Annotated in this window: 24 protein-coding genes; 10 read left to right on the top strand and 14 right to left on the bottom strand. The window is 74.1% G+C overall.

The genetic code is table 11. From position 1 onward, the window contains the following. Positions 1–138: 138 nt before the first annotated feature. The 6 genes from ABZW17_RS37295 to ABZW17_RS37320 all read right to left on the bottom strand — a co-directional run bounded on the left by ABZW17_RS37295 (position 139) and on the right by ABZW17_RS37320 (position 5,642). Positions 139–792, bottom strand: coding sequence for an acyl-CoA dehydrogenase family protein (locus ABZW17_RS37295; protein ID WP_354824665.1), 654 nt, complete (start codon positions 790–792; stop codon positions 139–141). Positions 793–1,233: 441 nt separating this feature from the next. Next, positions 1,234–1,686, bottom strand: coding sequence for a hydrogenase maturation protease (locus ABZW17_RS37300; RefSeq protein ID WP_354824668.1), 453 nt, complete (start codon positions 1,684–1,686; stop codon positions 1,234–1,236). Beyond that, positions 1,683–2,975: a Ni/Fe hydrogenase subunit alpha gene (locus ABZW17_RS37305; RefSeq protein ID WP_354824670.1), complete on the bottom strand. Its 1,293-nt coding sequence runs from the start codon at positions 2,973–2,975 to the stop codon at positions 1,683–1,685. The genes ABZW17_RS37300 and ABZW17_RS37305 overlap by 4 nt, the downstream gene beginning before the upstream one ends. After that, entirely contained in the window at positions 2,972–3,724 is a 753-nt protein-coding gene (locus ABZW17_RS37310; protein ID WP_354824673.1) for an oxidoreductase, read from the bottom strand. The genes ABZW17_RS37305 and ABZW17_RS37310 overlap by 4 nt, the downstream gene beginning before the upstream one ends. After that, positions 3,724–4,536 (bottom strand): FAD/NAD(P)-binding protein, encoded by an 813-nt coding sequence (locus tag ABZW17_RS37315; protein WP_354824676.1) that lies wholly within the window; start codon positions 4,534–4,536, stop codon positions 3,724–3,726. Before ABZW17_RS37315 ends, ABZW17_RS37310 begins: the two co-directional genes overlap by 1 nt. Continuing rightward, a complete protein-coding gene (locus tag ABZW17_RS37320) occupies positions 4,533–5,642 on the bottom strand; it encodes a 4Fe-4S dicluster domain-containing protein (protein ID WP_354824678.1) in 1,110 nt (369 codons plus the stop codon). The genes ABZW17_RS37315 and ABZW17_RS37320 overlap by 4 nt, the downstream gene beginning before the upstream one ends. Positions 5,643–5,856: 214 nt before the next feature. Between ABZW17_RS37320 and ABZW17_RS37325 the strand changes: the two genes are divergently transcribed. The 5 genes from ABZW17_RS37325 to ABZW17_RS37345 all read left to right on the top strand — a co-directional run bounded on the left by ABZW17_RS37325 (position 5,857) and on the right by ABZW17_RS37345 (position 8,113). Next, positions 5,857–6,294: a pyridoxamine 5'-phosphate oxidase family protein gene (locus ABZW17_RS37325; RefSeq protein WP_354824680.1), complete on the top strand. Its 438-nt coding sequence runs from the start codon at positions 5,857–5,859 to the stop codon at positions 6,292–6,294. Positions 6,295–6,627: 333 nt separating this feature from the next. Continuing rightward, a complete protein-coding gene (locus tag ABZW17_RS37330; RefSeq protein WP_354824682.1) occupies positions 6,628–7,464 on the top strand; it encodes an NAD(P)H nitroreductase in 837 nt (278 codons plus the stop codon). A 19-nt stretch (positions 7,465–7,483) separates the two neighbouring features. Further along, complete coding sequence (locus ABZW17_RS37335) at positions 7,484–7,618, top strand: hypothetical protein (protein ID WP_354824684.1); 135 nt, start codon at positions 7,484–7,486, stop codon at positions 7,616–7,618. Between the two features lies 1 nt (position 7,619). Beyond that, positions 7,620–7,844 carry a hypothetical protein gene (locus tag ABZW17_RS37340; protein WP_354824687.1) on the top strand — a complete coding sequence of 75 codons (225 nt, stop codon included), beginning with the start codon at positions 7,620–7,622 and terminating at the stop codon, positions 7,842–7,844. 92 nt (positions 7,845–7,936) lie between these two features. Next, on the top strand, positions 7,937–8,113 hold the full coding sequence (locus ABZW17_RS37345; protein ID WP_354824690.1) for a hypothetical protein: 177 nt from the start codon (positions 7,937–7,939) through the stop codon (positions 8,111–8,113). 65 nt (positions 8,114–8,178) lie between these two features. On the opposite strand, the gene ABZW17_RS37350 is transcribed toward ABZW17_RS37345, so the two are convergent. Then, positions 8,179–8,430 carry a hypothetical protein gene (locus tag ABZW17_RS37350; protein ID WP_354824693.1) on the bottom strand — a complete coding sequence of 84 codons (252 nt, stop codon included), beginning with the start codon at positions 8,428–8,430 and terminating at the stop codon, positions 8,179–8,181. 55 nt (positions 8,431–8,485) lie between these two features. Continuing rightward, a complete protein-coding gene (ppdK, locus tag ABZW17_RS37355) occupies positions 8,486–11,167 on the bottom strand; it encodes a pyruvate, phosphate dikinase (protein WP_354824695.1) in 2,682 nt (893 codons plus the stop codon). Between the two features lie 428 nt (positions 11,168–11,595). Here ppdK and ABZW17_RS37360 point away from each other — a divergent pair, with 428 nt between their 5' ends. Then, the gene (locus ABZW17_RS37360) at positions 11,596–12,831 is read left to right on the top strand and encodes an acetyl-CoA hydrolase/transferase C-terminal domain-containing protein (protein WP_354824698.1); all 1,236 of its coding nucleotides are present in this window, start codon (positions 11,596–11,598) and stop codon (positions 12,829–12,831) included. 630 nt (positions 12,832–13,461) lie between these two features. Here ABZW17_RS37360 and ABZW17_RS37365 read toward each other — a convergent pair. The 5 genes from ABZW17_RS37365 to ABZW17_RS37385 all read right to left on the bottom strand — a co-directional run bounded on the left by ABZW17_RS37365 (position 13,462) and on the right by ABZW17_RS37385 (position 19,902). Then, positions 13,462–15,054, bottom strand: a complete 1,593-nt coding sequence (locus ABZW17_RS37365) for a PAS domain-containing protein (RefSeq protein WP_354824701.1) — start codon at positions 15,052–15,054, stop codon at positions 13,462–13,464. 216 nt (positions 15,055–15,270) lie between these two features. Then, on the bottom strand, positions 15,271–18,000 hold the full coding sequence (locus ABZW17_RS37370; RefSeq protein WP_354824703.1) for an AAA family ATPase: 2,730 nt from the start codon (positions 17,998–18,000) through the stop codon (positions 15,271–15,273). Between the two features lie 58 nt (positions 18,001–18,058). Beyond that, the gene (locus ABZW17_RS37375; protein ID WP_354824706.1) at positions 18,059–18,520 is read right to left on the bottom strand and encodes a hypothetical protein; all 462 of its coding nucleotides are present in this window, start codon (positions 18,518–18,520) and stop codon (positions 18,059–18,061) included. 28 nt (positions 18,521–18,548) lie between these two features. Further along, positions 18,549–19,121, bottom strand: a complete 573-nt coding sequence (locus ABZW17_RS37380; RefSeq protein WP_354824708.1) for a VOC family protein — start codon at positions 19,119–19,121, stop codon at positions 18,549–18,551. Between the two features lie 112 nt (positions 19,122–19,233). Continuing rightward, positions 19,234–19,902 (bottom strand): TetR family transcriptional regulator, encoded by a 669-nt coding sequence (locus tag ABZW17_RS37385; protein ID WP_354824711.1) that lies wholly within the window; start codon positions 19,900–19,902, stop codon positions 19,234–19,236. A gap of 129 nt (positions 19,903–20,031) precedes the next feature. On the opposite strand from ABZW17_RS37385, the gene ABZW17_RS37390 reads away from it, so the two are divergent. Together ABZW17_RS37390 and ABZW17_RS37395 are read left to right on the top strand one after the other, a co-directional pair. Further along, the gene (locus ABZW17_RS37390; RefSeq protein WP_354824714.1) at positions 20,032–20,940 is read left to right on the top strand and encodes an SDR family NAD(P)-dependent oxidoreductase; all 909 of its coding nucleotides are present in this window, start codon (positions 20,032–20,034) and stop codon (positions 20,938–20,940) included. Positions 20,941–21,025: 85 nt separating this feature from the next. After that, positions 21,026–21,892, top strand: coding sequence for a S1 family peptidase (locus tag ABZW17_RS37395; protein WP_354824717.1), 867 nt, complete (start codon positions 21,026–21,028; stop codon positions 21,890–21,892). A gap of 4 nt (positions 21,893–21,896) precedes the next feature. On the opposite strand, the gene ABZW17_RS37400 is transcribed toward ABZW17_RS37395, so the two are convergent. Next, positions 21,897–22,505, bottom strand: coding sequence for a TetR/AcrR family transcriptional regulator (locus ABZW17_RS37400; protein ID WP_354824720.1), 609 nt, complete (start codon positions 22,503–22,505; stop codon positions 21,897–21,899). Positions 22,506–22,599: 94 nt separating this feature from the next. On the opposite strand from ABZW17_RS37400, the gene ABZW17_RS37405 reads away from it, so the two are divergent. Continuing rightward, on the top strand, positions 22,600–23,775 hold the full coding sequence (locus ABZW17_RS37405) for an acyl-CoA dehydrogenase family protein (protein WP_354824722.1): 1,176 nt from the start codon (positions 22,600–22,602) through the stop codon (positions 23,773–23,775). Further along, a complete protein-coding gene (locus tag ABZW17_RS37410) occupies positions 23,772–24,755 on the top strand; it encodes a phosphotransferase family protein (protein ID WP_354824725.1) in 984 nt (327 codons plus the stop codon). Before ABZW17_RS37405 ends, ABZW17_RS37410 begins: the two co-directional genes overlap by 4 nt. Position 24,756 lies beyond the last annotated feature (1 nt).

Raw genomic sequence — 24,756 nt, forward strand, 5'->3', positions numbered from 1 at the left:
CAGCAGCCCCCGCGCCCCTCCACCCCCCCCCCGCACAACTCCGGACCGGGGGGCGGCGGGCCCCGGGGGGGCCGCCGCCCCCGCTTCCCTGCATGCGTCACCCCGAGCCCGAGGGCGGTGGAGCCCAGGACGACCCGCTCAGGCTGACAGTTCCGCGCGGGCGGCGAAGCCACCGAACGGAGGGGAATCCCGGCGGAGAATCGCGAAAGACGAGAATCGTGGCCGCGGAGCGGAACCGGCCCGGGTGGGACGCCTGCCAGCCGAAACCGTTCGGCCTCGGCGAACGGCCCACGCGGCTGCGGGCCCTCGCTCCGCCGCACCGCACCCGCGCCGGACGCTGCAGCCGGGTGAACTCGGTCGGTCTTCTCGAACTGCTCGTTCACGAGCTGCCGCGGACCGGCTGCCGGACCCGCCGCAGCACGCGCCGGACGAGCTCGGTATCCGGCGGCCGCACTCGCCGTTGCTGATCCACTGCTTGCGGCCGGTGATCCGGTATCCGGCGGCGCGCCCGTCCTCGGCCACCGGAACGGCCACGGTCTTGAGGGCGCCGAGGTCGATCCCGGCCAGGCGTTCGTAGACGCGGCAGACGTCGAGGCTCCCCGCCCCCATCCCGCCGTAGGCCTCGGGCACGAAGAGCAGGTGGATGCCGAGGTCGTCTCCGCGCATGCGGCGTACCAGGTCCTCCGGGCATTCGTCGTCGCGGTCGAGCCGCAGCAGCAGCCCGGTGTCCAGGTTCCGGTCGGCGAACTCCCCGATCGCCTCGCGGATCCTCCTCTCCGTCGAGACGGACATGCGCGATCCCCCAGCGTGCAACCGGCCGCCCGGTCGGGTAGGAGCCGAACGTCACCGGCCCGCGCGCCAATGGACCCCTGATTGGCCTGGACCGCCGGAATCGTTGGCGCACGGGGGAATCCGCTCGCCTGGCCGGCCCGGCGACCAGGCGGGACCCGGTGCCTCCCGCGGGTGAGCTGCGCCCGGTCCGGCCCCACCGCACTGTGAGGCAGCCTGCTCCCGGCGAGCGCGCGACCGGAGGCAGCCATGACGGAAACCGGAACACCTGGCGGAACCGGCACGCGCCTGCCGTCGGTGGCCGCCGCCTACGGCTCGGCGATCGTCGTGCTTCTCGGGTGCGCCACCGCCGCACCGGCCGACGCCCAGGGCAACCCCATCGGAACCGCCGGCGAAGTCCGGCCGCGCATCGCCGGGACCCGGCGTGCTCGTCCGTGCCCGCGGTCAGCCCTGCGCCAGTCTGCTCCGCACCGCGTCAACGACCTCGGGCACCGCGGCCCGCACGGCCGGGGTGAGACCGGTACCGAGGCCGAGGTCGGCCGCCTCGACCGCGTACACCACCAGCTCCTTCGGCACCCGGCCGAGCGCGGCACCGAGCCGGACAGCGTCCGGGATGCCGAGGGCGTGCGAACTGGCCGGCACCGCCCGCGGCGGCCAGCCATCCACAGTGGACGTCCACACGCGACCCGGCGTCATGGGCTCGCAGAGCACGGCATCGACGACCACGGCCGTGTCCACATCGGACCATGCGTCGAGCAGGGCGGCCGGTTCGCCGTCGCACAGCATGGTGCGGACGCCGGGGATCGGATCCGCGTCCAGCGCCGCCAGCACCGCCACCGCGACGCCGTCGTCACGCCGGTATTCGTTGCCCACACCGATGACGACCGCCCGGGTCACCGGCCCTCCCAGGTGATGTCCAGGAAGTGCGCGGCGCACGAGATGCAGGGATCGTAGTTGCGGATCGTGCGCTCGGCCAGGTCGGTCAGCTCGGCGTCGCCGAGATCGAGGTGGTCCTCGACCACCCGTCGCAGGTCGGCTTCGATCGCCGCCTGGTTCTGCGAGGTCGGCGGGATGATGGTCGCCGCGCGGATCAGCCCGTCCGCACCGATCTCGTAGCGGTGGTACAGGGTGCCCCGCGGCGCTTCGCTGATCCCGTGGCCGGTTCCGGCGCGCGGCGGCACCTCGACGGAGGGACGCGGCGGGCGTTCCCACGCGTCGATGATCCGCAGGGCCTCCTCGATCGCGTACACGATCTCGACCCCGCGGACCAGGATGCTGCGGAACGGATTGCGGCACACCGAGCCCAATCCCGCTTCCGCCGCGGCCTGCCGCGCGGTCTCCGGCAGCAGGGCCGAGTTGAGGGTGTAGCGCGCGAGCGGCCCGGTCAGGTAGCGGTGGCCGTCGAGCGACGCGTGCAGCGCGGTCGAATGCGGTACCTGGGTTTCCACGACGTGCTCGGGGAACTCGCGCGGCGCGAAGGCAGGGCCCGAGGCGGTGCGCAGGGTACCGTCCGCGATGGCGTACCGGCCGGGCTCGGACGCGGCCAGCAGGTCATGGTCCAGTTCGACCTCGGGGAATTCGAACCCCGCCGTCCACCGCACGGTGGCGAGCGCGTCGTCGAGCGCCCGCCGCAGCGTCTCGGCCAGCGGACGGAGGTCCGCCCGGGTGGGCAGCGAATAGAACCCGCCGACCCGCACGTTCACCGGGTGGATCGCGCGGCCGCCGATGGTCTCGAGCAAGGTGTTTCCGGCCTTCTTCAGCGCCAGGCCGCGTTCGACGACGTCCCGGTGCCGCGTGGCGAGGCTGATCGCGTCCGGGTGGCCGAGGAAGTCCGGCGCGTGCAGCAGGTGGATGTGCAGCGCGTGGCTGGAGATCCATTCGCCGCAGTAGAGCAGCCGCCGCGCCTCGGCGATCCCGGGATCGAGGGTGACGCCACAAGCGTCTTCGATCGCGTTGCACGCGCTGGTCTGGTAAGCCACCGGGCAGATCCCGCAGATGCGCGCGGTGATGTCCGGCGGCTCGGTGTGCGCCCGGCCGCGCAGGAAGGCCTCGAAGAACCGCGGCGGCTCGTAGATGTTCAGTTCGGCCCGCTCGACCCGCCCGCCGTCGACCCGCACGCGCAGCGCGCCTTCGCCCTCGACCCGGGCCAGCGAGCTGACCTTCAGCTGCCGGCTGCGATGGCTCACGGTTCCTCCCGGCGCGTTTCCGTGACGGTGAAGGTGCTGAAGACGCGGTCGACGTCGCCCTCGCTCAGGCCGCGTGACCGCAGCAACGGGATCAGCACCGGCGTGTTGGGTTTCGCCATCGGCCCGAAGCAGCCGAAACAGCCGCGGCCCACCCCCGGGCAGAGGGCCCCGCAGCCCGCGCGGGTCACCGGGCCGAGGCAGGGCGTGCCCCCGGCGACCAGTACGCAGGTGACCCCGCGGCGCTTGCAGTCGGTGCAGACGCTGGTGTCCGGCAGGTCCGGCGCACGCCCGGCGAGCAGCGCGGTGATCGTGCCGAGCAGCTGGCCGCGGTCGATCGGGCAGCCGTGCAGCTCGTAGTCGACCGGGACGTGCGCGGCCACCGGCGTCGAGGTCGCCAGCGTGTCGACATAGTGCGGGTTCGCGTACACGATCGAGGCGAACTCCCGGACGTCGGCGAAGTTCCGCAGCGCCTGGATGCCGCCCGCCGTCGCGCAGGCGCCGATCGTGATCAGGGTCTTCGAGGCGGCCCGGACCTCCTGGATGCGACGCAGGTCGGCGGCGGTGGTGATGGATCCTTCGACGAGCGACACGTCGTAGGGCCCGGGCACCACCGTGCTGAAGGCTTCGAGGAAGTGCGCGATTCGCACCCGGCCGGCCAGCTCCAGCAGCTCGTCCTCGCAGTCGAGCAGGGTCAGCTGACAGCCGTCGCAGGAGGCGAACTTCCAGACGGCCAGCGTCGGTGTCGGCATCACAGCTCCTTCACGGCGAGCAGCGGGCCCGCGACGGTGTAGTCCACGACCGGACCGTCCCGGCAGACCAGCAGCGGCCCGAGCTGGCAGTGGCCGCACAGCCCGATGCCGCACTTCATCGCGCGTTCCAGGGAGACCCGGATCGCCGCGGCGGGGACTTCCTTCACCAGCAGGATTTCGGCGCACGCGCGCATCATCGGCTCCGGGCCGCAGAGGAACGCGCGGGTCCGGCCCGGGTCCAGATCCAGCCCCGACAGCGGTTCCGTCACGAAACCGACCGGCCCGGTCCAGCCCTCCGCCGGGCGATCGACCGTCCGCAGCACCTCGACGTCGTGCCGCCGCGCCCAGGCTTCCAGCTCGTGCGGGAACACGAACTCGGCGGGCGTCCGCGCGCCGGCCACGACGACCAGCCTGTGGTACCGGGCCCGGTCGGCCAGCACCGCCGTGAGCACCGGCCGCAGCGGGCACAGCCCGGCACCGCCGGCGACGATCACCACGTCGTGCCCGGCCGCGCCCTCGACGTCCCAGCTCGTGCCGTACGGACCGCGAACGCCGACCACCCGGCCCGGGGTGAGGTCGTGCAGCGCCCGGCTGACCGCGCCGACGGCGCGGATGGTGTGCATCGGACCCGGTCCGCTGACCGAGATCGCCACCTCGCCGACCCCGGGGGCGTACAGCATCATGAACTGCCCGAGCCGCGCTTCGGGTACCGGTTCGCCGACGGGCTCCAGCCGGACGGTCACCGAGTCGGCGGTCTCCACGACCCGGCCGGCGACCCGGTACGGCACCGGGACCATCGCTTCGGCCGTCACGAGCGGCCCCCGGCCAGCTTCGCCGCTTCCTCCGTGATGTCGATGCCCGCCGGGCACCAGGCGATGCAGCGGCCGCAGCCGACGCAGCCGGACGTCCCGAACTGCTCGTGCCAGGTGCCGAGCTTGTGGCCGAACCACTGGCGGTAGCGGCTCGACCCGGACGTCCGGACACTGCCGCCGTGCACGTAGGAGAAATCGAGCTCGAAGCAGGACGCCCAGCGCTGGTGGCGCTCGGCGTGCTCGCCCGACAGGTCGGTGACGTCCTCGGTGGTGGTGCAGAAGCACGTCGGGCAGACCATGGTGCAGTTGGCGCAGGTGAGGCAGCGGCTCGCGACTTCTTCCCACAGCGGGGACTCACGGCTCTCCCGGATCACCGAGGGCAGATCCGCGGCCGGCATCGCCCGGCCCATCCGGTCCGCCGCGGCGGCGACGTCTTCCCGGGCCGCGCGGACCTCGGCACCCCGCGCCGGCCGGGCGGTGATCCCGCGCAGCAGCCGGGCGCCGTCCGGGCTGCCGACGTCGACCAGGAACCGGTGCCCGTCTTCGTCGATGCGCTCGGTGAGGCCCAGGTCGTACCCGGGGCCGGCGGCGGGCCCGGTGCCCATGGACGCGCAGAAGCACACTTCGCCCGGCTCCGTGCAGTTGGCGGCGACGACGAACAACTCCGCGCGGCGACGCCGGTACGAGCCGTCGGGGTGGGAGCCGCCGCCGAGCACACGATCGAGAACGGCGATCGCGGCGAGGTCGCACCCGCGCACCCCGAGAAAGGCGTAGCGCGTGCGCTCCGGTTCCCCGGCGGTGAACCGGCCGTCCGCGGTGGCTTCGAAGAGTTTCCGGCGCGGGGGATGGAGGAACCGTTTCCAGCCCTGGGGGCCGGCGGAGTGCCCGAACACGGCCCGGTCTTCACGCCGTCGCAGCCGGTAGAGACCCGGTGCCGTGGTGACGCCCCACCCCGCCGGGAGCTGCTCGGCCGAGTCCAGCTCGGCCAGCACGATCGCGTCGTCGCGCACGGTCGGCCCGATCACCCGGTAGCCGTCCAGGATCAGCGCGTCCACCAGCCCGCCGAGTCCCGCAAGGTCGATCGTCACCGTGCCTTCGCTCGTCATCGGACCTCCCGGAGGCCACTGAACCGGCGGCGCCGCGAACGGGCCTAGGGCCGAAGGTCACCGACGCGGGTACTTCGTGCCCTGCCCGGCGGGAGCCGTGGTGGCCCGGTGGACTTCCGTCCCGCCGCCCGGTGACCTCGGCCCCTGGGGACGCCTTTCCCGCCGGCGCAGCCTGGGCTGGTTCACCCGGTCCCGCCAGCCCAGGACGTCACCCATGAGCACCTCACAGATCCACGCGTTGAGCCACAACCGTTGCCGCGCGCTGCTCGCCTCGGTCCCGCTCGGCCGGGTCGCCTTCGTCCGCGACGGGCAGCCGGTGATCCGGCCGGTCAACTTCACCGTCACCGCCGACGCGGTCTGGCTGCGCTCCGGCCGGAACTCCTGGGCCGACCGGATCGGCGGCCAGGTGGTCACGTTCGAAGCCGACGCCTACGACTCCGGCGACCACACCGGCTGGAGCGTGATCGTCACCGGCGTGGCCTGCCTGGTCACCGACGTCGCGACCGTGGCGGCCCAGTTCGGCCCCGGCCTGCGTTCGTGGGCGCCGCCGCCGCGCGACCGCCTGCTGCGGATCGGCCTCGACCGGATCGACGGGCGGCGGATCACCCTGCGGGCGGACGCCGGCGACGCGACCGGACCGGGGCCGCCGTGAACCGGGCGGTCCCGGTCGCGAACACCGTCGCCCGGACCGGCTTCCGGCTCGGCCGGCACGTCCGCTCGCGGGGCGGCCGGCGCGGACGCTAGCGGTTCGCGCGCGGCCGCCGGATGGTGGCCCCGCCCTTGTGGTGCCGGGCCCGGCCGTACCTGCTCTCCAGCACGCTCTCCAGCTTGTGCGTGGCACCCTGGCACGCTTCCAGTCGAACTCGCCCACGAGGCGCTGGGCCGGCACGGCGGCGACGATGTCCCGAAGGCCCGCCGGACGAGGTCCTCCGGCTCTCCCGGCGCACCGCGGCCCGGTGCCACCGTGGGAACCGGAGGCGAACCGATGAACCGACGAATTCCGGACACCGCCACCGTGGAGGCCGCGGTGGCGCTCGCGTTGCGTGCCCCGTCCGCGGGCAACGCCCAGCCGTGGTGCTGGCGGATCGGGTACAGCACCCTGCACCTCTTCGCGGACGTGGACCGCCCGGCGTCCGAGCCTGACCTCGGAGAACGGGACGTGCTGCTCGGCTGCGGCGCGGCCCTGCACCACGTCCGGGTGGCCTTCGCCGCACTGGGCTGGGACACCGAAGTCCAGCGGCTGCCGGACCCGGACGACGCCACGCACCTGGCCGTGGTGACTCCGCACCCCGCCGGGCGGCCGACGGCGGAAACGACCGCCCTGGCGGCCGCCATCCCCCGCCGCCGCACCGACCGGCGCCCACCCGCGGCGTGGCCGGTGCCCCGCGAGCACCTCGACGCGCTGGCTCGCGCGGCGGCCTGCGAGGACGCCAGGCTGGCCGTGGTGACGGAGTCGATCCGGGCCGGCCGGCCGAGCGATCTCCGCACCCGGCCGCTCGCGCTCCGAACGGGCGGCGAAGTGCTCCTGCTGGCCACGGCCACCGACGACCGGACGGCCCTGGTGCGCGCGGGCGAGGCGACCAGCGCGGTCCTGCTCTCCGCGACCGCGCTCGGGCTCGCGTCCTGTCCGCTCCCCGCTTCATGGGACGGCTTCGAAGCGTCCGCCCACAGCCGGTCAGCGCATCCCCAGGTGCTGCTGCGGATCGGGTGGGCACCACCCGGGTCCGAGCCCCTGCCGCCCGCGCCGCGGCGCCGCCTGGGGCACGTCCTGGAACCCCTCCCAGCGCCACCCAAGTACCACCACCGGCTCGCCACCACCTGACCGCACAGGGAGAACAACCGTGGTGACCGAGCCCCGGATCATCGACGCGGGCGAGGCCTTCACCCAGGTTTCCCCCGCCTACGCCCAGGCCTGGTGCCGCTTCGGCATCGACCGCTACCTGCGGCTGCCGGCCGGCGAGGGAAAGGGGAAGTGAGATGGGTTTCCTCCACCAGGAGAACGATCCCGGGCCCGCCCGTGCGGGCGGGTTCCCCAGCGGGCTGCGCGTGCGCGCCCACGGCGGCCGGTTCGACGGACGGACCGGCGTCGTGGTCGGCCGGGACCCCGACCTCCGCCCGGGCTCGGTCTGGGTCGAGTTCACCCCGGGCCACGCCCGGCTCGTCCCCGGCTACCGGCTCGACGTCTCCGACCCGCAGGACTGAACCGCCCGCATCGGCAGAGGAGGGGCGCGATGCTCGGGACCACCGGGTCCGGCCGGCCTTCACCGGAGCAACGAAGGCGTGCCATCCGCACAGTGCAGCGGCACGCACGCGACACTGACGACGAGGCCGAGCTGCTGGCGATGCTGGGGCTCGACCACACCGATCCGCCGCCGGCCGGCCCTCGTCGCCCCCACGGCCGGTTGACGGCGGACGAGCTGCGCGAGCTGCTGGCACCGTTCGCCGGTGCCGCCGACGAACCTCGAAGGTGAGGGAGCAGCCCGCGGCCCTGCAGATCCGCAACGGGGGCCCTCCCTCCCGCAACGGTGGTGGTGGTTCAGGAGTGGCCTCCCCTCCCCTCGCCGCCCGGCCGCCACCACCGTTTCCGACGACGCCCGGCGATGCTGCCGAGTTCGACGATCCGGTCCCCGCCGTCCCAGCGCATCGCGTGGGGTCGGCTGTCCGCTCCCTGGGAGAACCCGACCACCACTGTCCCGGCGCCGTTGACAATCCAGCCGGCACTCGTTCCCCGGTCGTTGATCGCGACGGCGCGCCGGATGGCGATCGGGCCGGGTCTCGTGGCCGTCACAGACACTCCTGTCTGTCCGTTCGTCGCATCCCTCGGGAGCAACAGGTCTCGGTTCTCAGCGGTTGTCGACGGCGCTGTCGGCCCGGCCGACGGCAGCACGGCCGGCCTCGAGCCGGGCGACCGGCACGCGGAAGGGCGAACAGGACACGTAGTCGAGGCCCACCTCGTGGAAGAACCCGATCGACGCCGGATCGCCGCCGTGTTCGCCGCACACGCCCAGGACGAGGTCCGGGCGAGCGGCCCGGCCCGCCGCGGCCGCCTCCGCGACGAGCTTGCCGACGCCGTCCCGGTCGATCGTCTCGAACGGCGACACCGGGAACACGCCTTCGGCGACGTAGACCGGGAAGAACGCGGCTTCCACGTCGTCGCGGGAGAAACCCCACACGGTCTGGGTCAGGTCGTTGGTGCCGAAGGAGAAGAACTCCGCCGACCCCGCGATGCGGCCCGCGGTCAGCGCCGCCCGGGGCAGCTCGATCATGGTGCCGATCCCGTACGGGAAATCCGCGCCGCGGACGACCTCGTCGATGATCCGCCGGGCCCGGCCGGCCATGATGTCCAGCTCCCGCACGTCACCGACCAGCGGGATCATGATCTCCACGCGCGGGTTGCCGCCCGCCCGGACCCGGGCCGCGGCAGCTTCGGCGATGGCCCGCACCTGCATCTCGTACAGGCCCGGCACGACCAGTCCGAGCCGGACCCCGCGGGTGCCCAGCATCGGGTTCTGCTCGTGCAGCCGTTCCACCGCGCGCAGCAGCCGTTCCGGCGCGTCCGGCCGGTGCAGCGCCCGGGCCACCGCCACCTCGGCGGTCAGCGCGGTGCGGTCGGGCAGGAACTCGTGCAGCGGCGGGTCCAGCAGCCGGATGGTCACCGGCATCCCGTCCATCTCCTCGAGGATCGCCATGAAGTCCGCGCGCTGCAACGGAAGCAACGCCGCGAGGGCCGATTCGCGCTCCGTCTCGCCCTCGGCGAGGATCAGCCGTTCGACCAGCACCCGCCGGTCACCGAGGAACATGTGCTCGGTGCGGCACAAGCCGACGCCGGTCGCACCGAGGCGCCGGGCCCGCCGCGTGTCCTCCGCGGTGTCGGCGTTCGCGCGCACCTCCAGCCGCCGCCGGGCGTCGGCGTGCGTGATGATCCGGTCCACCGCCTGCAGCAGGGCGTCGTCCCCGGGCGCACGGCGGCCTTCGAAGTAGTCGACGACCGGGGACGGCACCACGGCCTGCTCGCCGAGGTACACCTCGCCCGCGGTGCCGTCGATCGAGATCACGTCGCCCTCGGCGACGACCGTGCCGTCCGCGGTGGTGAACCGGCGGCTCGCGGCATCGACGGTCAGCGACTCGGCGCCGCACACGCACGTCCGTCCCAGGCCGCGGGCGACGACGGCGGCGTGCGACGTCTTGCCACCGCGGCTGGTGAGCACGCCGCGGGCGTGGATGAGCCCGTCCAGGTCGTCGGGATTGGTTTCCTTGCGCACCAGGATGACCGCTGCGCCCTCCTCGGCCCGGCGGACCGCGGTGGCCGAGTCGAACACGGCCTCCCCGACCGCCGCGCCCGGCGAGGCCGCGACACCGACGGCGACCGGCGCAGTGGTGTTGCCGGCGAACCGCGGAAACATCAGCTGGGCCAGTTGCGCGCCGGTGACCCGCCGCAACGCCTCGTCGGCGTCGATCACGCCTTCCTCGCGCAGGGCCTCGGCGATGCGGAACGCGGCGGCCGCGGTGCGCTTGCCGACCCGGGTCTGCAGCATCCACAACCTGCCCCGCTCGATGGTGAACTCGATGTCGCACAGGTCCCGGTAGTGCTCCTCCAGCGTCTGCATGATCGCCATGAGCTGCTCGTAGGCCCGCGGCTGCAGTTCGGCGAGCCGGTGCAGGGGCAGGGTGTTGCGGATGCCGGCCACGACGTCCTCGCCCTGGGCGTCGGCGAGGTAGTCTCCGTAGACGCCGGGGGCCCCGGTGGCCGGGTCCCGGGTGAACGCGACGCCGGTGCCGGAGTCCTCGCCGAGGTTGCCGAACACCATCGCGCACACGTTCACCGCGGTGCCCAGGTCTTCCGGGATGTGCTCGGCGCGGCGGTACACGTGGGCGCGGTCGGTGTTCCACGACTCGAACACCGACCGGATCGCCAGGTCCAGCTGCTCCCGCGGGTCCTGCGGGAACTCACGGCCCGCCTGCTCCCGGACGATGTCCTTGAACGCGACGGTCAGCGCACGCAGGTCTTCGGCGTCCAGCTCCAGATCGCCGGTGACGCCTTTGGCCTGCTTCGCCGCCCGCAACGCGTCGGCGAAGTGGGCGGCGTCGACGCCCAGCACCGTCGTGCCGAACATCTGCACCAACCGACGGTAGGAGTCCCACGCCAGCCGCTCGTCCCCGGACCAGGAGGCGAGCCCGGCCACCGAGTCGTCGGTCAGCCCGATGTCGAGGACGGTGTCCATCATCCCCGGCATCGAGAACCGCGCGCCGGAGCGGACCGAGACCAGCAGCGGCCCGTCCACCTGCCCGAGCTTGCGGCCCATCGCCCGCTCCAGCGCGTGCAGGTGCTGCTCCACCTCCCCGGCCAGCTCCTCCGGCGGAGCTCCGGTGGTCAGGTAGGCCCGGCACGCCTCGGTGGTGATCGTGAACCCCGGCGGCACCGGCAGCCCCAGCACCGTCATCTCGGCGAGGTTGGCCCCTTTGCCACCGAGCAGCTCCGCCATGGCGCGGTTGCCCTCGGCGAAGTCGTACACGTACTTGCGCATCGTCGTCTCCTGTCGGGATCCGAAGTGGACCGGGCACGGCCTGGACCCCGGGCGCCCGCCCCCGGGGACCGGGAGCGACACAGGCCCGGTAGTGGTGGCCGGGTGGCGAGCAGGGGGAAGGGGACGCGCCCCGGGCCACCACCACCGTCCTGCGCGAGGGTGCCCGCTCCGGGAGTGCTCGGGGGCCGCGGGCCGTCCCTCGCCTTTCACGATTCTCTTCGGCGGCGTCGTTCCGGAGGGCGGAAAGTCACCGTGTGGGAGGAAGAAGGACCCGGATCGCGATCATGCCGGCGCCGGAGTCACCACCCGCCCGAGGCGGACACCCGGTGCGGCGCCGGACACCTCGGACGGGCATGATCGGAACCAGGCGACGGATCCGGAGGAAGCGGCGTGGCGCGAAGCGGTGCAGAACGGCGGGCCGGGTCCTGATGCGGATCGTGTCCGAGAGCCGGTTGACGGCGGTACTGGCCCGGGTGCCGGCAGCGCCGCGGGTGGTGGTCAGCGGGAACTTCGCGACGCCGGCGCGGGCGCTGGCCGTGCTGGACACGGCCGTGGCGGAGTACCGGCTGTTCGCGCTGAACGCGCAATTGGGGCTGCCCACGCGGCCGGGTGTGCTGCTCGAGACCCCCTTCGTGGGGCCGGGGATGCGGGGCCGCGCCGCACTGCGGTACTTCCCGTCCCGGCTGTCGCTCGTGCCGCAGCTGCTCAAGCAGGGGCTGCCGCCGGACGTCGTGCTGGTGCACACCACGCCACCGGTCGACGGGGTGGTGTCGCTGGGCACCGAAGTCAACATCCTGCCCGCCGCGATCGAAGCCGTCCGCGCTCGCGGCGGCCTTGTCATCGCCCAGCTCAACCCGCACATGCCGTTCACCTACGGCGACGGCGTGCTGCCGGTCGACGAGATCGACTACGCGCTCGAAGCCGAGGAGCCGCTGCCCTCGCCGGCGCTGCGGGCGCTGGGCGACACCGCCCGCACCATCGGCGCGCGGGTGGCGGATCTCGTCGCCGATGGTTCGACGCTGCAGCTGGGCATCGGCGGGATCCCCGACGCGACCCTGGCGGCGCTGACCGGCCACGCCGGGCTCGCGGTGTGGTCGGAGATGTTCAGCGACGGCGTGCTGACCCTCGACCGCGCCGGTGTGCTCGACCCGGCCGAGCCGGTGACGGCGTCGTTCGTGTTCGGCAGCCCGGAGCTGTACAAGTGGGTCGACCGCAACCCGCGAGTCCGGCTGCTGCGGACCGAAAAGACGAACGACCCGGCGGTGATCGCCCGGCAGCGCGCCCTGGTCTCGGTGAACAGCGCTCTCGAGGTCGACCTGTTCGCCCAGGCCAACGCCAGCCGCGTGCGCGGAACGATCTACTCGGGCTTCGGCGGGCAGACGGACTTCGTGGTCGGCGCACTGCACTCGCCGAGTGGGCGGGCGATCATCGCCCTGCCGTCCTGGCACCCCAAGGCCGACGTGTCGACGATCGTGCCGCGGCTGACCGGCCCGGTCACCTCGTTCCAGCACAGCTTCCTGGTCAGCGAACACGGCGTCGCGACGATCTGGGGCCGCGACGCGGACGAGCAGGCCCGGCAGATCGTGGACCGGGTCGCGCACCCCGACGCCCGCGAGGAGCTGCGGATACGCGGACGCGAACTGGGCCTCTCCCTCGGCGCCTGAGCGGTCGTTCCACCCGGCCGAGGGCCACATCGACGCCGAAGGGCTCCCGGGATGAGGACCTTCGGCACCAGAGCGGGCGGCTCGTGCGGCCGGGAACACGTGGGGGTTCGGCCGCCGCTGGGCCGGCCTCACCGGCGACCGCAAGTGGCTGCGCTGAACACCCCACCCCAGGGCGCCCGCCGACCGGCGGGCGCCTTTCTGTTGTGTGCACCGGAACGGCCCGCTCCAGCGACCACTGGTGACCTTGTGCTCTCCCGACTTCGGCGCCCCTGCGAGCTCCTCGCCTCGAGCCATCCGATCCACAGTGGGCCGCGCCGCAGGGAACCATGACGTCAGCCATCACGCCGATCGGCCTGCTGGACTCCGACCAGGTCAGGTCCGTGATCGGTGCCGCGGTGCCCACCCGGCCACGACGTTGCTGCCCCGGCGCGACGAGCCGGACCTGCTGGCCGTCGTCCGGCCGACGCGATCCCGCGGCGCCACACCAATCGCACGCCGTTCGCGGCGACTGGATCCTCCGGGACTTCGGCACCCGGTCCGCACCGCGGCCGGCCGACGTTCTGCTGCCACCGGACCGGTTCACCTCCCGGCCGTAGGTCCCCGATCGCGGTGACCGCCGGTCCTCGCGGGCTAAAGCCCCGCCGAGACGTCGCCGGGCAGCAGGACCTGCCAGGTGACGATCGTGCCCCCGGCCGGCCGGGGCGTGACCGTGAGGGAGCCGCCCGGACCGGCCGCGCCGGCCAGGTCCTCGTCCGGGGATGCCGGGGCGCCGTCGTCTTCGATCTGGGCGAAGAGGCACCTCGGCCGCAGTTCGACCGTTACGGTCACGTGGCGGGCTCCGGACCGGCGGGCGACTCCCGCCAGCGCGGCGTCCAGGACCGCCATCAGCCGGTCGCGGACCGGCCCGCGCAGGGCGGTGTCGAGGCGGCTGTCGAGCCGGGACGTCATCGCGACGTCCGAGGTTTCCGCCGCCGCGTCGACGAGGTCCTGGATGCGGCGGTGCAGCGCCCGCTCGCGCGCGGGTTCGGTGTGGATCGCGAACACCGTCGACGCCAGCTGCTGGACGACCTCGTCCACCGCCCGCGCGGCATCGCGCACCCGGCGCGCGGCATCTTCCCGCGCGATGATCTTGAGCGCGCCGGTCAGCCCCGTGGCGATCGTCGAAAGCCGGCCGACGACCGCGGTGTTGAGCTCGCTCGCGATGCGCTCGCGGTCGTCCAGCACCGACAGGAGCACGGCGTCCCGGCGCCGCTCCGCCAGTTCCAGGACGATCGCGGCCTGGGCGGCGAACAGCTCCAGCGTCCGGACGACGCCGGTCGGGGTGATCGCGTGGCCCGGCGCGTTGACCACGGCCAGCACCCCGCGCACGGCGTCCGGTGGCCCCAGCGGCACCCCCAAAGCGGCCCCGACGGCCACCTCGAGCCCCGCCTCCCGCGCGGCCGGCGACGCGTCTTCGCTGATCACCGAGCGGCCGGTCCGGAAGACCCGCACGCTCAGCGGCTCCGGGCCCGGCCCGCCGGCCAGCGGCAGCCGCAGGGTGCGGTAGGCGCCGGCCTGTGCGCCCGCCGAGGCGGCGACGACCAGGTGTTCGCGGCCGCCGTCGGGCACCAGGACGAGCGTCTGGTCGACCCCGGCGATCGAGCGCGCCCGGGCCGCGATGAGCTCCAGCACGTCCTCGGCCGGCGCGTCGGCGAGCACCGCGGCGGTGACGGCGACGGACGCGGCCAGCTGTTCGTTGGCCTGGTGCAGTTCCTGGCTGCGGGCGAAGACCTCCGCCTGCATCGCCTGCCGCTCACCGGTCCCGGCGTCGTTCGACGGCAGCCGTTCCAGGAAGTGGGTCACCTCTTCCACGCGGTGCAGGATCCACCGCACGGTCCCGTCCTCGCCGGGCACGGGGCCGTTCACCGTGCTCCAGAAGCGCTGCTCGACCACCCCGGGCTGCCCGGCGACGGCCACGTCGTAGCGCTGCAGCGGCATGACGTGCCGCTGCCCGGTCGCCAGGACGCGCTCCAGCGACGCACGCAGGGTCCGGGCGCCCTGCGGGTCGTCGGGGTTGTCGGGGAAGGCGGTGAAGACGTCCTGCCCGACCAGCTCCTCGCGGCTGCGGCCGGAGACCGCCAGGTAGGCGTCGTTGACCGCGACGAAGACCAGGTCCCGCGACAGCACGGCCATCGGCGACGGGCCCGCCAGGAACACGGCGGCGAAGTCCACACCCTGCTCCATCACGCCTCGTTCCCGGCACCGGCCGGCGGCTCCGCGCCCGCACCGGCCTCGACGTACCCGCCTCGACCCGTCTGCATGTTTAGCACCAGCGGAACACCACGCGCACGCCCGTACCGCCGTCCGGGTACACCCGCCGTCCGGCGCGGAAATCGCCGCCGGGCCCTCGCCGCGCCGACGACCACGGCCGTGTCCACATCGGACCGGGCACCGAGCGGCTCACGCTCCCGCGAGGGCGGTGTCGCGCAGCTGGCGGCGCGAACTGATCCCGAGCTTGCCGAAGATCTTCCGCAGGTGCCATTCGACCGTCCGCGGGCTCAGGTACAGCCTCGTCCCGATCTCCGGGTTCGAGTACCCCTCCGCCGCCAACCGGGCGATCTGGAACTCCTGGGCCGTCAGCTCGCCCGCCGGCTCCGTCGTGCGCTTGCGGGCCGTCTCGCCCGTGGCCTGCAGCTCGCGCCGGGCTCGGTCGGCGAACGCCTCCAGGCCCATCGCGGACAGCTGCTCGTGGGCGGTGTGCAGGTGCGGGCGGGCGTCCACGCGGCGGCCCTCGCGACGCAGCCACTCGCCGTACAGCAGGTGGCTGCGGGCGAGGTCCACCCGCAGCGTCGTCCGCTCGAAGCAGGCGATCGACTCACGGTAGCGGTCGTCGGGGTCGGTGCCGCACAACGCGCGTACGCGGGCGTCCATCCCCTTCGCCTCCGCCGTCCCGGCCGCGGCGGCGCGCTCCGACGACCGCGCCGCCGCAGCCTTCAGCACCGCCTCGTCGCCGGTCCGGGACGCCGCCTCGGCCAGCTCCGCGGTCGCGAGACCCTGGAACCCCACCACGTCGTGGTCGAACACCCGGCGGGCCGCGGCCAGCGCGGCGTCGTGGCGGCCGAGGCCGTTGTACAGCACTGCGCGCCCGTAGTCGGCGAAGGTCACCAGCCGCAGCTGGCCGCGCTCCGACGCTTCGCGCGCGGTGTCCTCGAACGCCGCCTGCGCCTCCCGGCCGCGGAACGCCTCGAGCAGCATCGCCGCGTACCCGACCGGGGCGTTGCCGGTCACGTCGGCGATCACGCGGTCTTCCTCCGCCGAGGCCGCCGCCGCGGTGAGCTCGCCCGCCAGCAGCTCGTTGACGCCGAGGAAGTTGAGCGCGAACTGCAGCTGCACCAACGCGCCCGCGTCCCGGGCGAGCTGGACCTGACGCGCGGCGAACGCCCGCGCCGCCGCGAAGTCCGCCGCTTCCGTGGCGATCATGCCGCCGGCCCGGTTGCCCAGCAGCCACAGCACCCGCCCGGTGTCTTCGGCGGTGACGTCCAGGTCCCGGACCGCCGCCAGCGCCCCGGTCAGCAGCGGCGCCGCGGCCCGGTAACCGTCGGTGAGGCGGGTGACCAGGGCGTCCAGGACGAGGTCGACCGCGCGGGGCGGCACCGGCGCCGGGGGTGCAGCCCGGGTGGCCTCGGCCGCCGCGGCGAGCCCGCCGGCGTCCGCGCCGGCCCACAGCGCCGCCGCCAGCGCTTCCAGGTACGTTTCCCGCGCCCGGTTCGGGTCGAGCGGGGTGAGCCGTCCGGCCGCGCGCAGCAGCAGGCGGGCCGCGTCTCCCCCGCGGCGCCGGTCGAACGCGATCTGCCCGCGCAGCCGCTCGGCTTCGGCGGTGCGCCCCGCGTCCGGCGGTCCGGCCGCCGCCGAGTCGAGGAGGCCGAGCGCCTCTTCGAGCGCGCCGGCGTCACGCTTGACCGCCGCCGCGGCGAGTTCGCGGTCTGCGCGCCGGGCCGGTTCGGGTGTCAGGAGCGCTGCCTGCTCGAAGAACGCGGCCGCCGCCACCAGGCCGCCGCGCGCCCGGGCCCGGCCCGCCGAGCGCTCCAGGCCGGCGGCGACCTCTTCGTCCGGCGAGACGGTCGCCTGCGCGCGGTGCCAGGCCCGGCGGTCGGGGTCCCGGTCCGGGTCGGTGACGTCGGCCAGGGCCCGGTGCACCTCCTGCCGGTCCCGGGCCGGCGCCGAGCGGTAGACAGCCGATCGCACCAGCGGGTGGCGGAACCGGACCCGGCGGCCGAACTCGATCAGCCCGGTCGCCTCGGCCGCGGCGGCGGGGTCGGCGCCGAGCCCCAGCCGGCCCGCCGCGGCCCAGAGCAGGGTGGCGTCGCCGAGGGGTTCGGCGGCAGCGATGAGCAGCAGCCGCCGCGTGTCGGCGGGCAGCGGCGCCAGCTGCTTGACGAAGCACTGTTCGATACGCCCGGCCAGGGGCACGGGCGGCCCGACGGCGTCGGCCGCCGTCCACGCGCGGGGCAGTTCCAGCAGGGCCAGCGGGTTGCCGCGGGTTTCGGCGATGATCCGGTCGCGGACGCGGCCGTCCAGCGGGCCCTTGACCACCGAGGCCAGCAGCACGTCCGACTCGGCCTCGCCGAGACCGCCGACCGGCAGCTCCGGCAACCCGGCCAGGTCGGGTTCGGAGCCGCCGTCGCGCAGCGCGAACACCACCGCGATCCGCTCGGCGAGCAGCCGGCGGGCGACGAAGGCGAGGACCACCGCGGACATCCGGTCGAGCCACTGCACGTCGTCGACCAGGCAGAGCAGCGGCTGGTCCTCGGCGACGTCGGCGAGCAGGGTCAGCACCGCCAGGCCGACCAGGAACCGGGTCGGCCGGGCACCGGCGCTGAGCCCGAACGCCGTGCCGAGCGCGTCGCGCTGCGGCTCGGGCAGGCGGTCGAGCCGGTCGAGGTGGGGCGCGCACAGCTGGTGCAGCCCGGCGTAGGCCATCACCTGCTCGGCTTCGACGCCGGCGGCGCGCGCGACGCGGAACCCCCGCGCCTGCGCGTCCGCGTAGTCCAGCAGCGCGGTCTTGCCGATGCCGGCCTCGCCGCGCAGGACGAGCACCTGGCCCCGCTCCGACCGGGCGGCGGCCAGGAGCCGGTCGAGCGCGGCGCACTCGCTGTGCCGGCCGATCAGGGCCGGCCCACGCCCCGGCATGCGCACCTCCCACGCCCGGCCGTGCCGGGCGAGCCGAACAGTAGCGCGGCCGGGGCGATCACGCGTCGTCGCGGGCCCCCGCGGTGCGCGCCTCGATGGCCTTGGCCGTCTTCGCCAGTTCGCCGCCGAGGACGCGCTTGCCCAGGAGCCCGAGCAGGGCCCCGAGCAGCCGGCCCTTGAGGTTCTTGCCCTCCCGGACCACCACGGCGTCGACCCGGGTCGTCCCGTCCGCCAGCCGGGTGAAGGTGTAGGTGTGCCCGGAAGCGCCGCCCCAGGTGTTGGAGTCGGTGGTCGTCATGACGACCCGGGCCGGGTCGGACCAGTCGTAGCGCAGGCGTTCCCAGATGCCGCCCGAGCCTTCGGTGACGTCGGCGTGGCCGGGCCCCCGCTCGTGCACCTTCAGGTACTCGTTCGCGCTGCGGCCGAAGAGCTTCGCGCGCTCGGGACCGAAGTCGGTCAGGCCGGCGAGGAACTGCCCGGGCGAGGCGGTGGTCACCTGGCGCAGGTGGATCGTGGACATCTCGTGCTCCTGGTGGTGCGAAGGTGGTTCAGGCGTCCTGGTGGTCGGTCATGTACTGCGCGTACCAGACCGGCCATTCCTCGTCGTACCGGCCGGTTTCCTTCTCGTGCTCGCCGTGTGCGGCCGCGGCTTCGCGCAGGGCCTGCTCCAGCTGCCGGGTGCTGCCGTAGGCCGCGCCGGTGACGCGTCCGGGGAAGCGGGTGGTGATCTCCTGCAGCAGCCAGGTGTTGCCGTCGGGGTCACTGAACGAGGCGAACGAGCCGTAGGTGCCGCGGTCGGGGTGCGCGCCCGGGGCGAAGGCGCCGGTGTCGTCGCGGTGGAAGACCTCGCTGACGTCGACGCCGTGGCCGGCGAGTTCGGCCCGGGCGGCTTCGATGTCGTCGACGACCAGGTAGGTGCCGCGGACCGAGCCGGGGGTCGCGTCGGTGAGGCCGGTGCCGAAGTGGACCGACGCGGCCGATCCCGGCGGGGTCAGCTGGACGATGCGGGAGGTGCCGAAGTCGATGTCGGCGTCTTCGCGCCAGCCGAGTGTCTTGTAGAAGTGCTTGGTCCGGTCGGCGTCGGTGACGGGCAGGACCACGACTTCGAGCTTCATGTCCATGATCGGGGACTCCTCGTGTCTCGCGGCGGGGGTTCGCCGCTCGAGACAAGAGTGGTCCCCGGTGGGCCCCCTTCGCCCCAGGGAAACACCCTGGCCCGTCCCGGGCCGGGGATCAGCCCTGGCGGGCCATCGCCCCGGTGATCAGCAGGGCCAGCCCGTGTTCCAGGGCCGGCGCCAGGTCCAGGTGGAGCGCGGCCAGCGCCGGGTCCGCCGCGTAGGCCGCCCGGGCGCTGGGTGACGGGCGGCAGTGGGTCCACAGCCCGCCGGTCAGGATCATGGCCAGCAGGCACACCGAAACCGCTTCGCCGCCGACTTCGGGCACCGCCCGGCGGAGGAGTTCGGCCATCGTGTCCAGCCCGCCGAGCGCCGACCGCTTGAACCGCACCACGACGTCGGTGGACACGTTGTGCTCCAGGACGGCCGCCTGTGCGCCGATGAGGTCGCACAGCACCGTGCGGCGGGCCAGCGAGCGCGCGACGACCGCCGCGAACGCCTCGGCCCGCTCCGGCGCCGCACGGTCCGGGTCGACGCCCGCGGCCAGTTCGTCGGCGACCTCGGCCAGCCAGTCGCGCAGCGCCCGGTCCAGCAGTTCCAGCAGCACGGCCTCGCGGGATTCGAAGTAGCGCAGGACGTTCGACTTGGCCAGGCCGACCCGGCGGCTGAGCTCGTTGAGGCTCACCTCGGCCACCGGCATCTCGTCGAGCATCTTCAGCGCCGTGTCGAGGATGGTGCGGCGCCGCTCCTCCCGCTGCTCCGCGCTGCGCGCCCGCTGGAACGTCATGAGACCAGCGTAACGCGCCCGCCGCCGAATTGGAGACCGGCAGTCTCTTGACAGCAGACCGACGGTTCCTTAGCGTCGGAGGCATAACAGACCGGCGGTCCGAACGGGCCGTGACCCAGGAGGACTGCCATGAGCGAGAACTGGACCGAGCGCGACGTCCCGAACCAGCACGGCCGCGTGGCCGTGATCACCGGGGCCAACACCGGCCTCGGCTTCGACACCGCGAAGGTGCTGGCCGAGCGCGGCGCGACGGTGGTGCTCGCCGTCCGCGACGTCGCGAAGGGCAAGCAGGCGGCCGCCCGGCTGGGCGCGAACGCCGACGTCACCGTGCAGGAGCTGGACTTGTCGTCGCTGGAGTCCGTCCGCGCCGCCGCGGCCGACCTGCACGCGACGCTGCCGAAGATCGACCTGCTGATCAACAACGCCGGCGTCATGTACCCGCCGCGCCAGACCACCCGCGACGGCTTCGAGCTGCAGTTCGGCACGAACCACCTCGGGCACTTCGCGTTCACCGGCCTGCTGCTGGACCTGCTGCTGCCGGTCGAGGGCTCCCGGGTGGTGACGGTCGCCAGCATCGCCCACCGCATCCGCGCCGCGATCCACTTCGACGACCTGCAGTGGGAGAACTCCTACGACCGCGTCGCGGCGTACGGGCAGGCCAAGCTGGCCAACCTGATGTTCGCCTACGAACTGCAGCGCCGCCTCGCCCCGCACGGGACGACGACGTCGATCGCCGCCCACCCCGGCGTGGCCCGCACGGAACTGATGCGCAACTCCCCGGCCGTGCTGCGGGCGCTCTTCCCCGTGGTGGCCCCGCTGTTCACCCAGAGCTCGGAACGCGGCGCGCTGCCGACCCTGCGCGCGGCCACCGACCCCGCCGCGCTCGGCGGCCAGTACTACGGCCCCGCCGGCCCGGGCGGCTACCGGGGGCGTCCGCAGGTGGTCGCGTCCACCCCGCAGTCCTACGACGTCGCGGTCCAGCGCCGGCTCTGGGCGGTCTCGGAGGAGCTCACGGCCGTGAAGTTCCCCGTCGGCTGAGCCCGGTTCGGGGAATTTTCGAACCGGCCGCCGGGCCGGGCCGTGGATCACTGCAGGACGTGATCAACGGCTACGGAGGTCATCGATGCGCACCCGACACAGGAAGATCAGCCGAGGCAGGATCCTGGCCGCGGCGGCCGCGGCCCTGGCCGCCGGGACCGCGGCCATCGCCCTCCCCCAGGCGGACGCCGCCGGCACGGGCCGCGAGGCCGGGTCCATCACCGGCACCGCCTGGGCCGTCGACGCGCGGACCGGCGAAACGGTCGTCACCGCCGACAGCACCGTGCAGGGCGCCAAGTGGGACAGCCTGCTGGCGGCGACCCGCGGCAAGGCGGTCCGCATCGAGCGGACGCCGGGGGTGCTGAGCCTGTTCGCCGAGGGCGGCGACGCCATCTTCGCCGGCGGGGCCCGCTGCTCCCTCGGGTTCAACGTGACGACGAACGACGGCAGGCCGGGCATTCTCACGGCGGGCCACTGCGCCGCCGCCGGCCGGCAGTGGTCGCTCACCCAGGGCGGCCGCCCGGTCGCCACCGTCCGGCAGTCGACGTTCCCCGGCAACGGCGACTTCTCCCTGCTCACCTACGATAACGCCGCGACGAACGCCCCCAGCGCGGTCGACACGGGCGGCGGCCGCCTGGTGAACATCACCCGCGCGGCCGCCGCCCGGGTCGGCGGCCAGGTGTCCCGGATGGGCAGCACGACGGGGCTGCACAACGGCCGCGTGACGGCGTTGAACGCCACGGTGAACTACCCGGAGGGCCGGGTGACCGGCCTGATCCAGACGACGGTGTGCGCCGAAGCGGGCGACAGCGGCGGCCCCCTGTTCACCGGCGACGGTAGCGCGATCGGGGTGACGTCCGGCGGCAGCGGCAACTGCCGGACGGGGGGTGTGACGTTCTTCCAGCCGGTGACCACGGCCCTGGCGGCGGTCGGCGCCCGCATCGGCGGCTGAGCCCCTAGCGTCCGACGAGGCGCAGCGCCAGGTCGCCGTACTGGTAAGCCAGCTGGTCGACCGAAAACTCGCCGCTGTCGTGGAACCAGTTCGACACGCCCATACCCATGTCCAGGATCGAATACGACGCCAGCCGCGCCGAGCGGACCGTGAACACCCCCTCCGCCAGCCCCCGCTCGATCAGCTCGCGGAAGCCCCGCTCGTAGGCGCTGCGCAGCCGCAGCACGCGGTCGGGTTCCTCGAGGCTGCCGATCTCGCGGTTGCCCACGAACGCCTCCAGCCGGTGCCGGGCGTGGTAACGGACGTGTGCCTCGACCGCCCGGCGGAGGCGCTCGGTCACGTCCGTCACGCCGTCGACCGCTTCCGCGTGCATGGCCAGCAGCGTGTCCATCGTGCCGAGCATGATCTCGGCCAGCAGCACCTGCTTGCCCGACACGTGCTTGTACAGGCTGGGCCCGCGGATGCCGACCGCCGCGCCGATGTCGGCCATCGTCGTCGCCCGGTAGCCCTGCGCGGCGAACAGCCGCAGGGCCGCCAGGCGGATGGCCGCCGCCCGGTCGGCCGGGAGGCCGACCGGGACGTCGCCGGGGCGATGGGGGCGTTCCACCTTCATTCCGTCAGGCTAGCGCCAATTAGCCACATTGTCTTGACTTCGGTGCAAACCAAGCGTTCTCATGGCTAACAGTCATTAGCCAAGGGAGGCGCCCGTGCCGATCAGTGTCGACGAGGTCGCCGAGCGCGTCCGCGGCTTCGTCCGGGAGACCGTGCTCCCCGAGGAACAAGCCTGCGACGGCGTGCTGCACCACGGGCCGGAAGAGCTCCGGCGGCGGCTGCAGCGGGCCGCACGCGACGCCGGGGTCTTCGCCCCGCACGTCGCGCCGGAGTGGGGCGGCGCCGGCCTGGACCTGCGTGGTCAGGCCGTCGTGTTCGAGGCCGCCGGTTACTCGCTGCTCGGCCCGCTCGCGCTGAACATCGCCGCGCCCGACGAGGGGAACATGCACCTGCTGGCGAAAGTCGCCGACGACCGCCAGCAGCGCCGCTACCTCGGCCCGCTCGCCGCCGGGGACGTACGGTCCTGTTTCGCCATGACCGAGCCGGCGCCGGGCGCGGGGTCGGATCCGCGCGCGCTGGCCACGACGGCGAGGCGGGTGCCCGGCGGCTGGCGGATCGACGGCCGGAAGTGGTTCGTCAGCGGCGCCGACGGGGCGGCCTTCGCCCTCTGCATGGCCCGCACCGGCGGCGCGCCCGGCGACCCCGGCGGCGCGACGATGTTCCTCGTCGACGCCGGCAACCCCGGGATGAAGATCGTCCGGACCATCCCGACCCTCGACGAAGGACTCTTCGGCGGTCACAGCGAAATCGCCTTCGACGGCTGCGAAGTCGGCGACGACGCCGTGCTCGGCGAGGTCGGCCGGGGCTTCGACCACGCCCAGGTCCGGCTCGGGCCCGCGCGGCTCACCCACTGCATGCGGTGGCTGGGGATCGCGCGCCGGGCGCAGGACATCGCTCTCGACCGCGCCGCGAACCGGTCGGCGTTCGGCCGCCCGCTCGCCGAGCTCGGCATGGTGCAGCAGCTGATCGCCGACTCCGAGATCGACATCGAGGCGTCGCGCGCGCTGGTGTGGCGGGCCTGCGGCGACCTCGACGAGGGACGTCCCGGCGCGCAGCGGACGTCGATCGCCAAGACCTTCGTGGCCGAGGCCGTGCACCGGGTCGTCGACCGTGCAGTCCAGATCTGCGGCGCGCTCGGCGTCTCCGCGGACGCGCCGCTTTCCCGGCTGTACCGGGAAGTCCGGCCGTTCCGCATCTACGACGGCCCGTCGGAGACACACCGGTGGGCGATCGCCCGGCGGGCGGTCAAGGCGCGCGCGGCGGTCCGGTGAACGCCGACGCCCTGCGGCGCTTCTTCGAGCGCGAGGTACCCGGGTTCGGCGGCGAGCTGTCGGTCGAGCTGATCCACGGCGGCCGGTCCAACCTGACCTACGCCGTCACGGACGGCACCCACCGCTGGGTGCTGCGCCGGCCGCCGCCCGGGCCGCTCACCCCGACCGCGCACGACGTCGGCCGCGAGTTCCGGGTCATGGCCGCACTGGGCCCGACCGGCGTCCCGGTTCCCCGCACCGTCGTCTCCTGCGCGGACCCGTCGGTGCTCGGGACGCCGTTCACCGTCGTGTCGCATGTGGACGGACTCGTCCTGCGCGACGGTGCCGCGCTGCCGGACATCGACTTCCGCCGGTGTGCGAGCGCGCTCGTCGACGAGCTGGTGAAGCTGCACGCCCTCGATCCCGCGGAGATCGGCCTCGGCGCGTTCGGGCGCCCCGAAGGGTTCCTCGGCCGCCAGCTCCGGCGCTGGCGCGGCCAGTGGGACCGGGTCGCGACGCGCGAACTGTCCACACTGGACGAACTGCACGACCGGCTCGCCAAGGCGGTACCCCCGGAGAGCGGGGCCGCCCTCGTGCACGGCGACTACCGCTGGGACAACACGATCCTCGGCCCCGATGCGGGGATCGCGGCGACCGTCGACTGGGAGATGGCCGCCCTCGGCGACCCGCTCACCGACCTCGGGCTGCTGCTCGTGTACTGGGACCCGCGGGTGGCGCCCGTGCTCGGCGTCCGGCACGTCCCGACCGCGCACCCCGGCTTCCCCGCCGCGGCGGACCTCGCCGCGCAGTACGCCACGCGCAGCGGCCGCGACCTCACGGACCTGGCGTTCTACCAGGCCCTCGGCTGGTTCAAGCTCGCCGTCATCGCCGAAGGCATCCACGCCCGGCACCGGGCCGGCCACTCCGTCGGCGACGGCTACGACGGCGTCGGCCCGGCCGTGCCGCGGCTGGTCGAAGCCGGCCTCGACCTGCTCACCTAGG

Source organism: Amycolatopsis sp. NPDC004625 (assembly GCF_040609695.1).
GTDB lineage: Bacteria > Actinomycetota > Actinomycetes > Mycobacteriales > Pseudonocardiaceae > Amycolatopsis.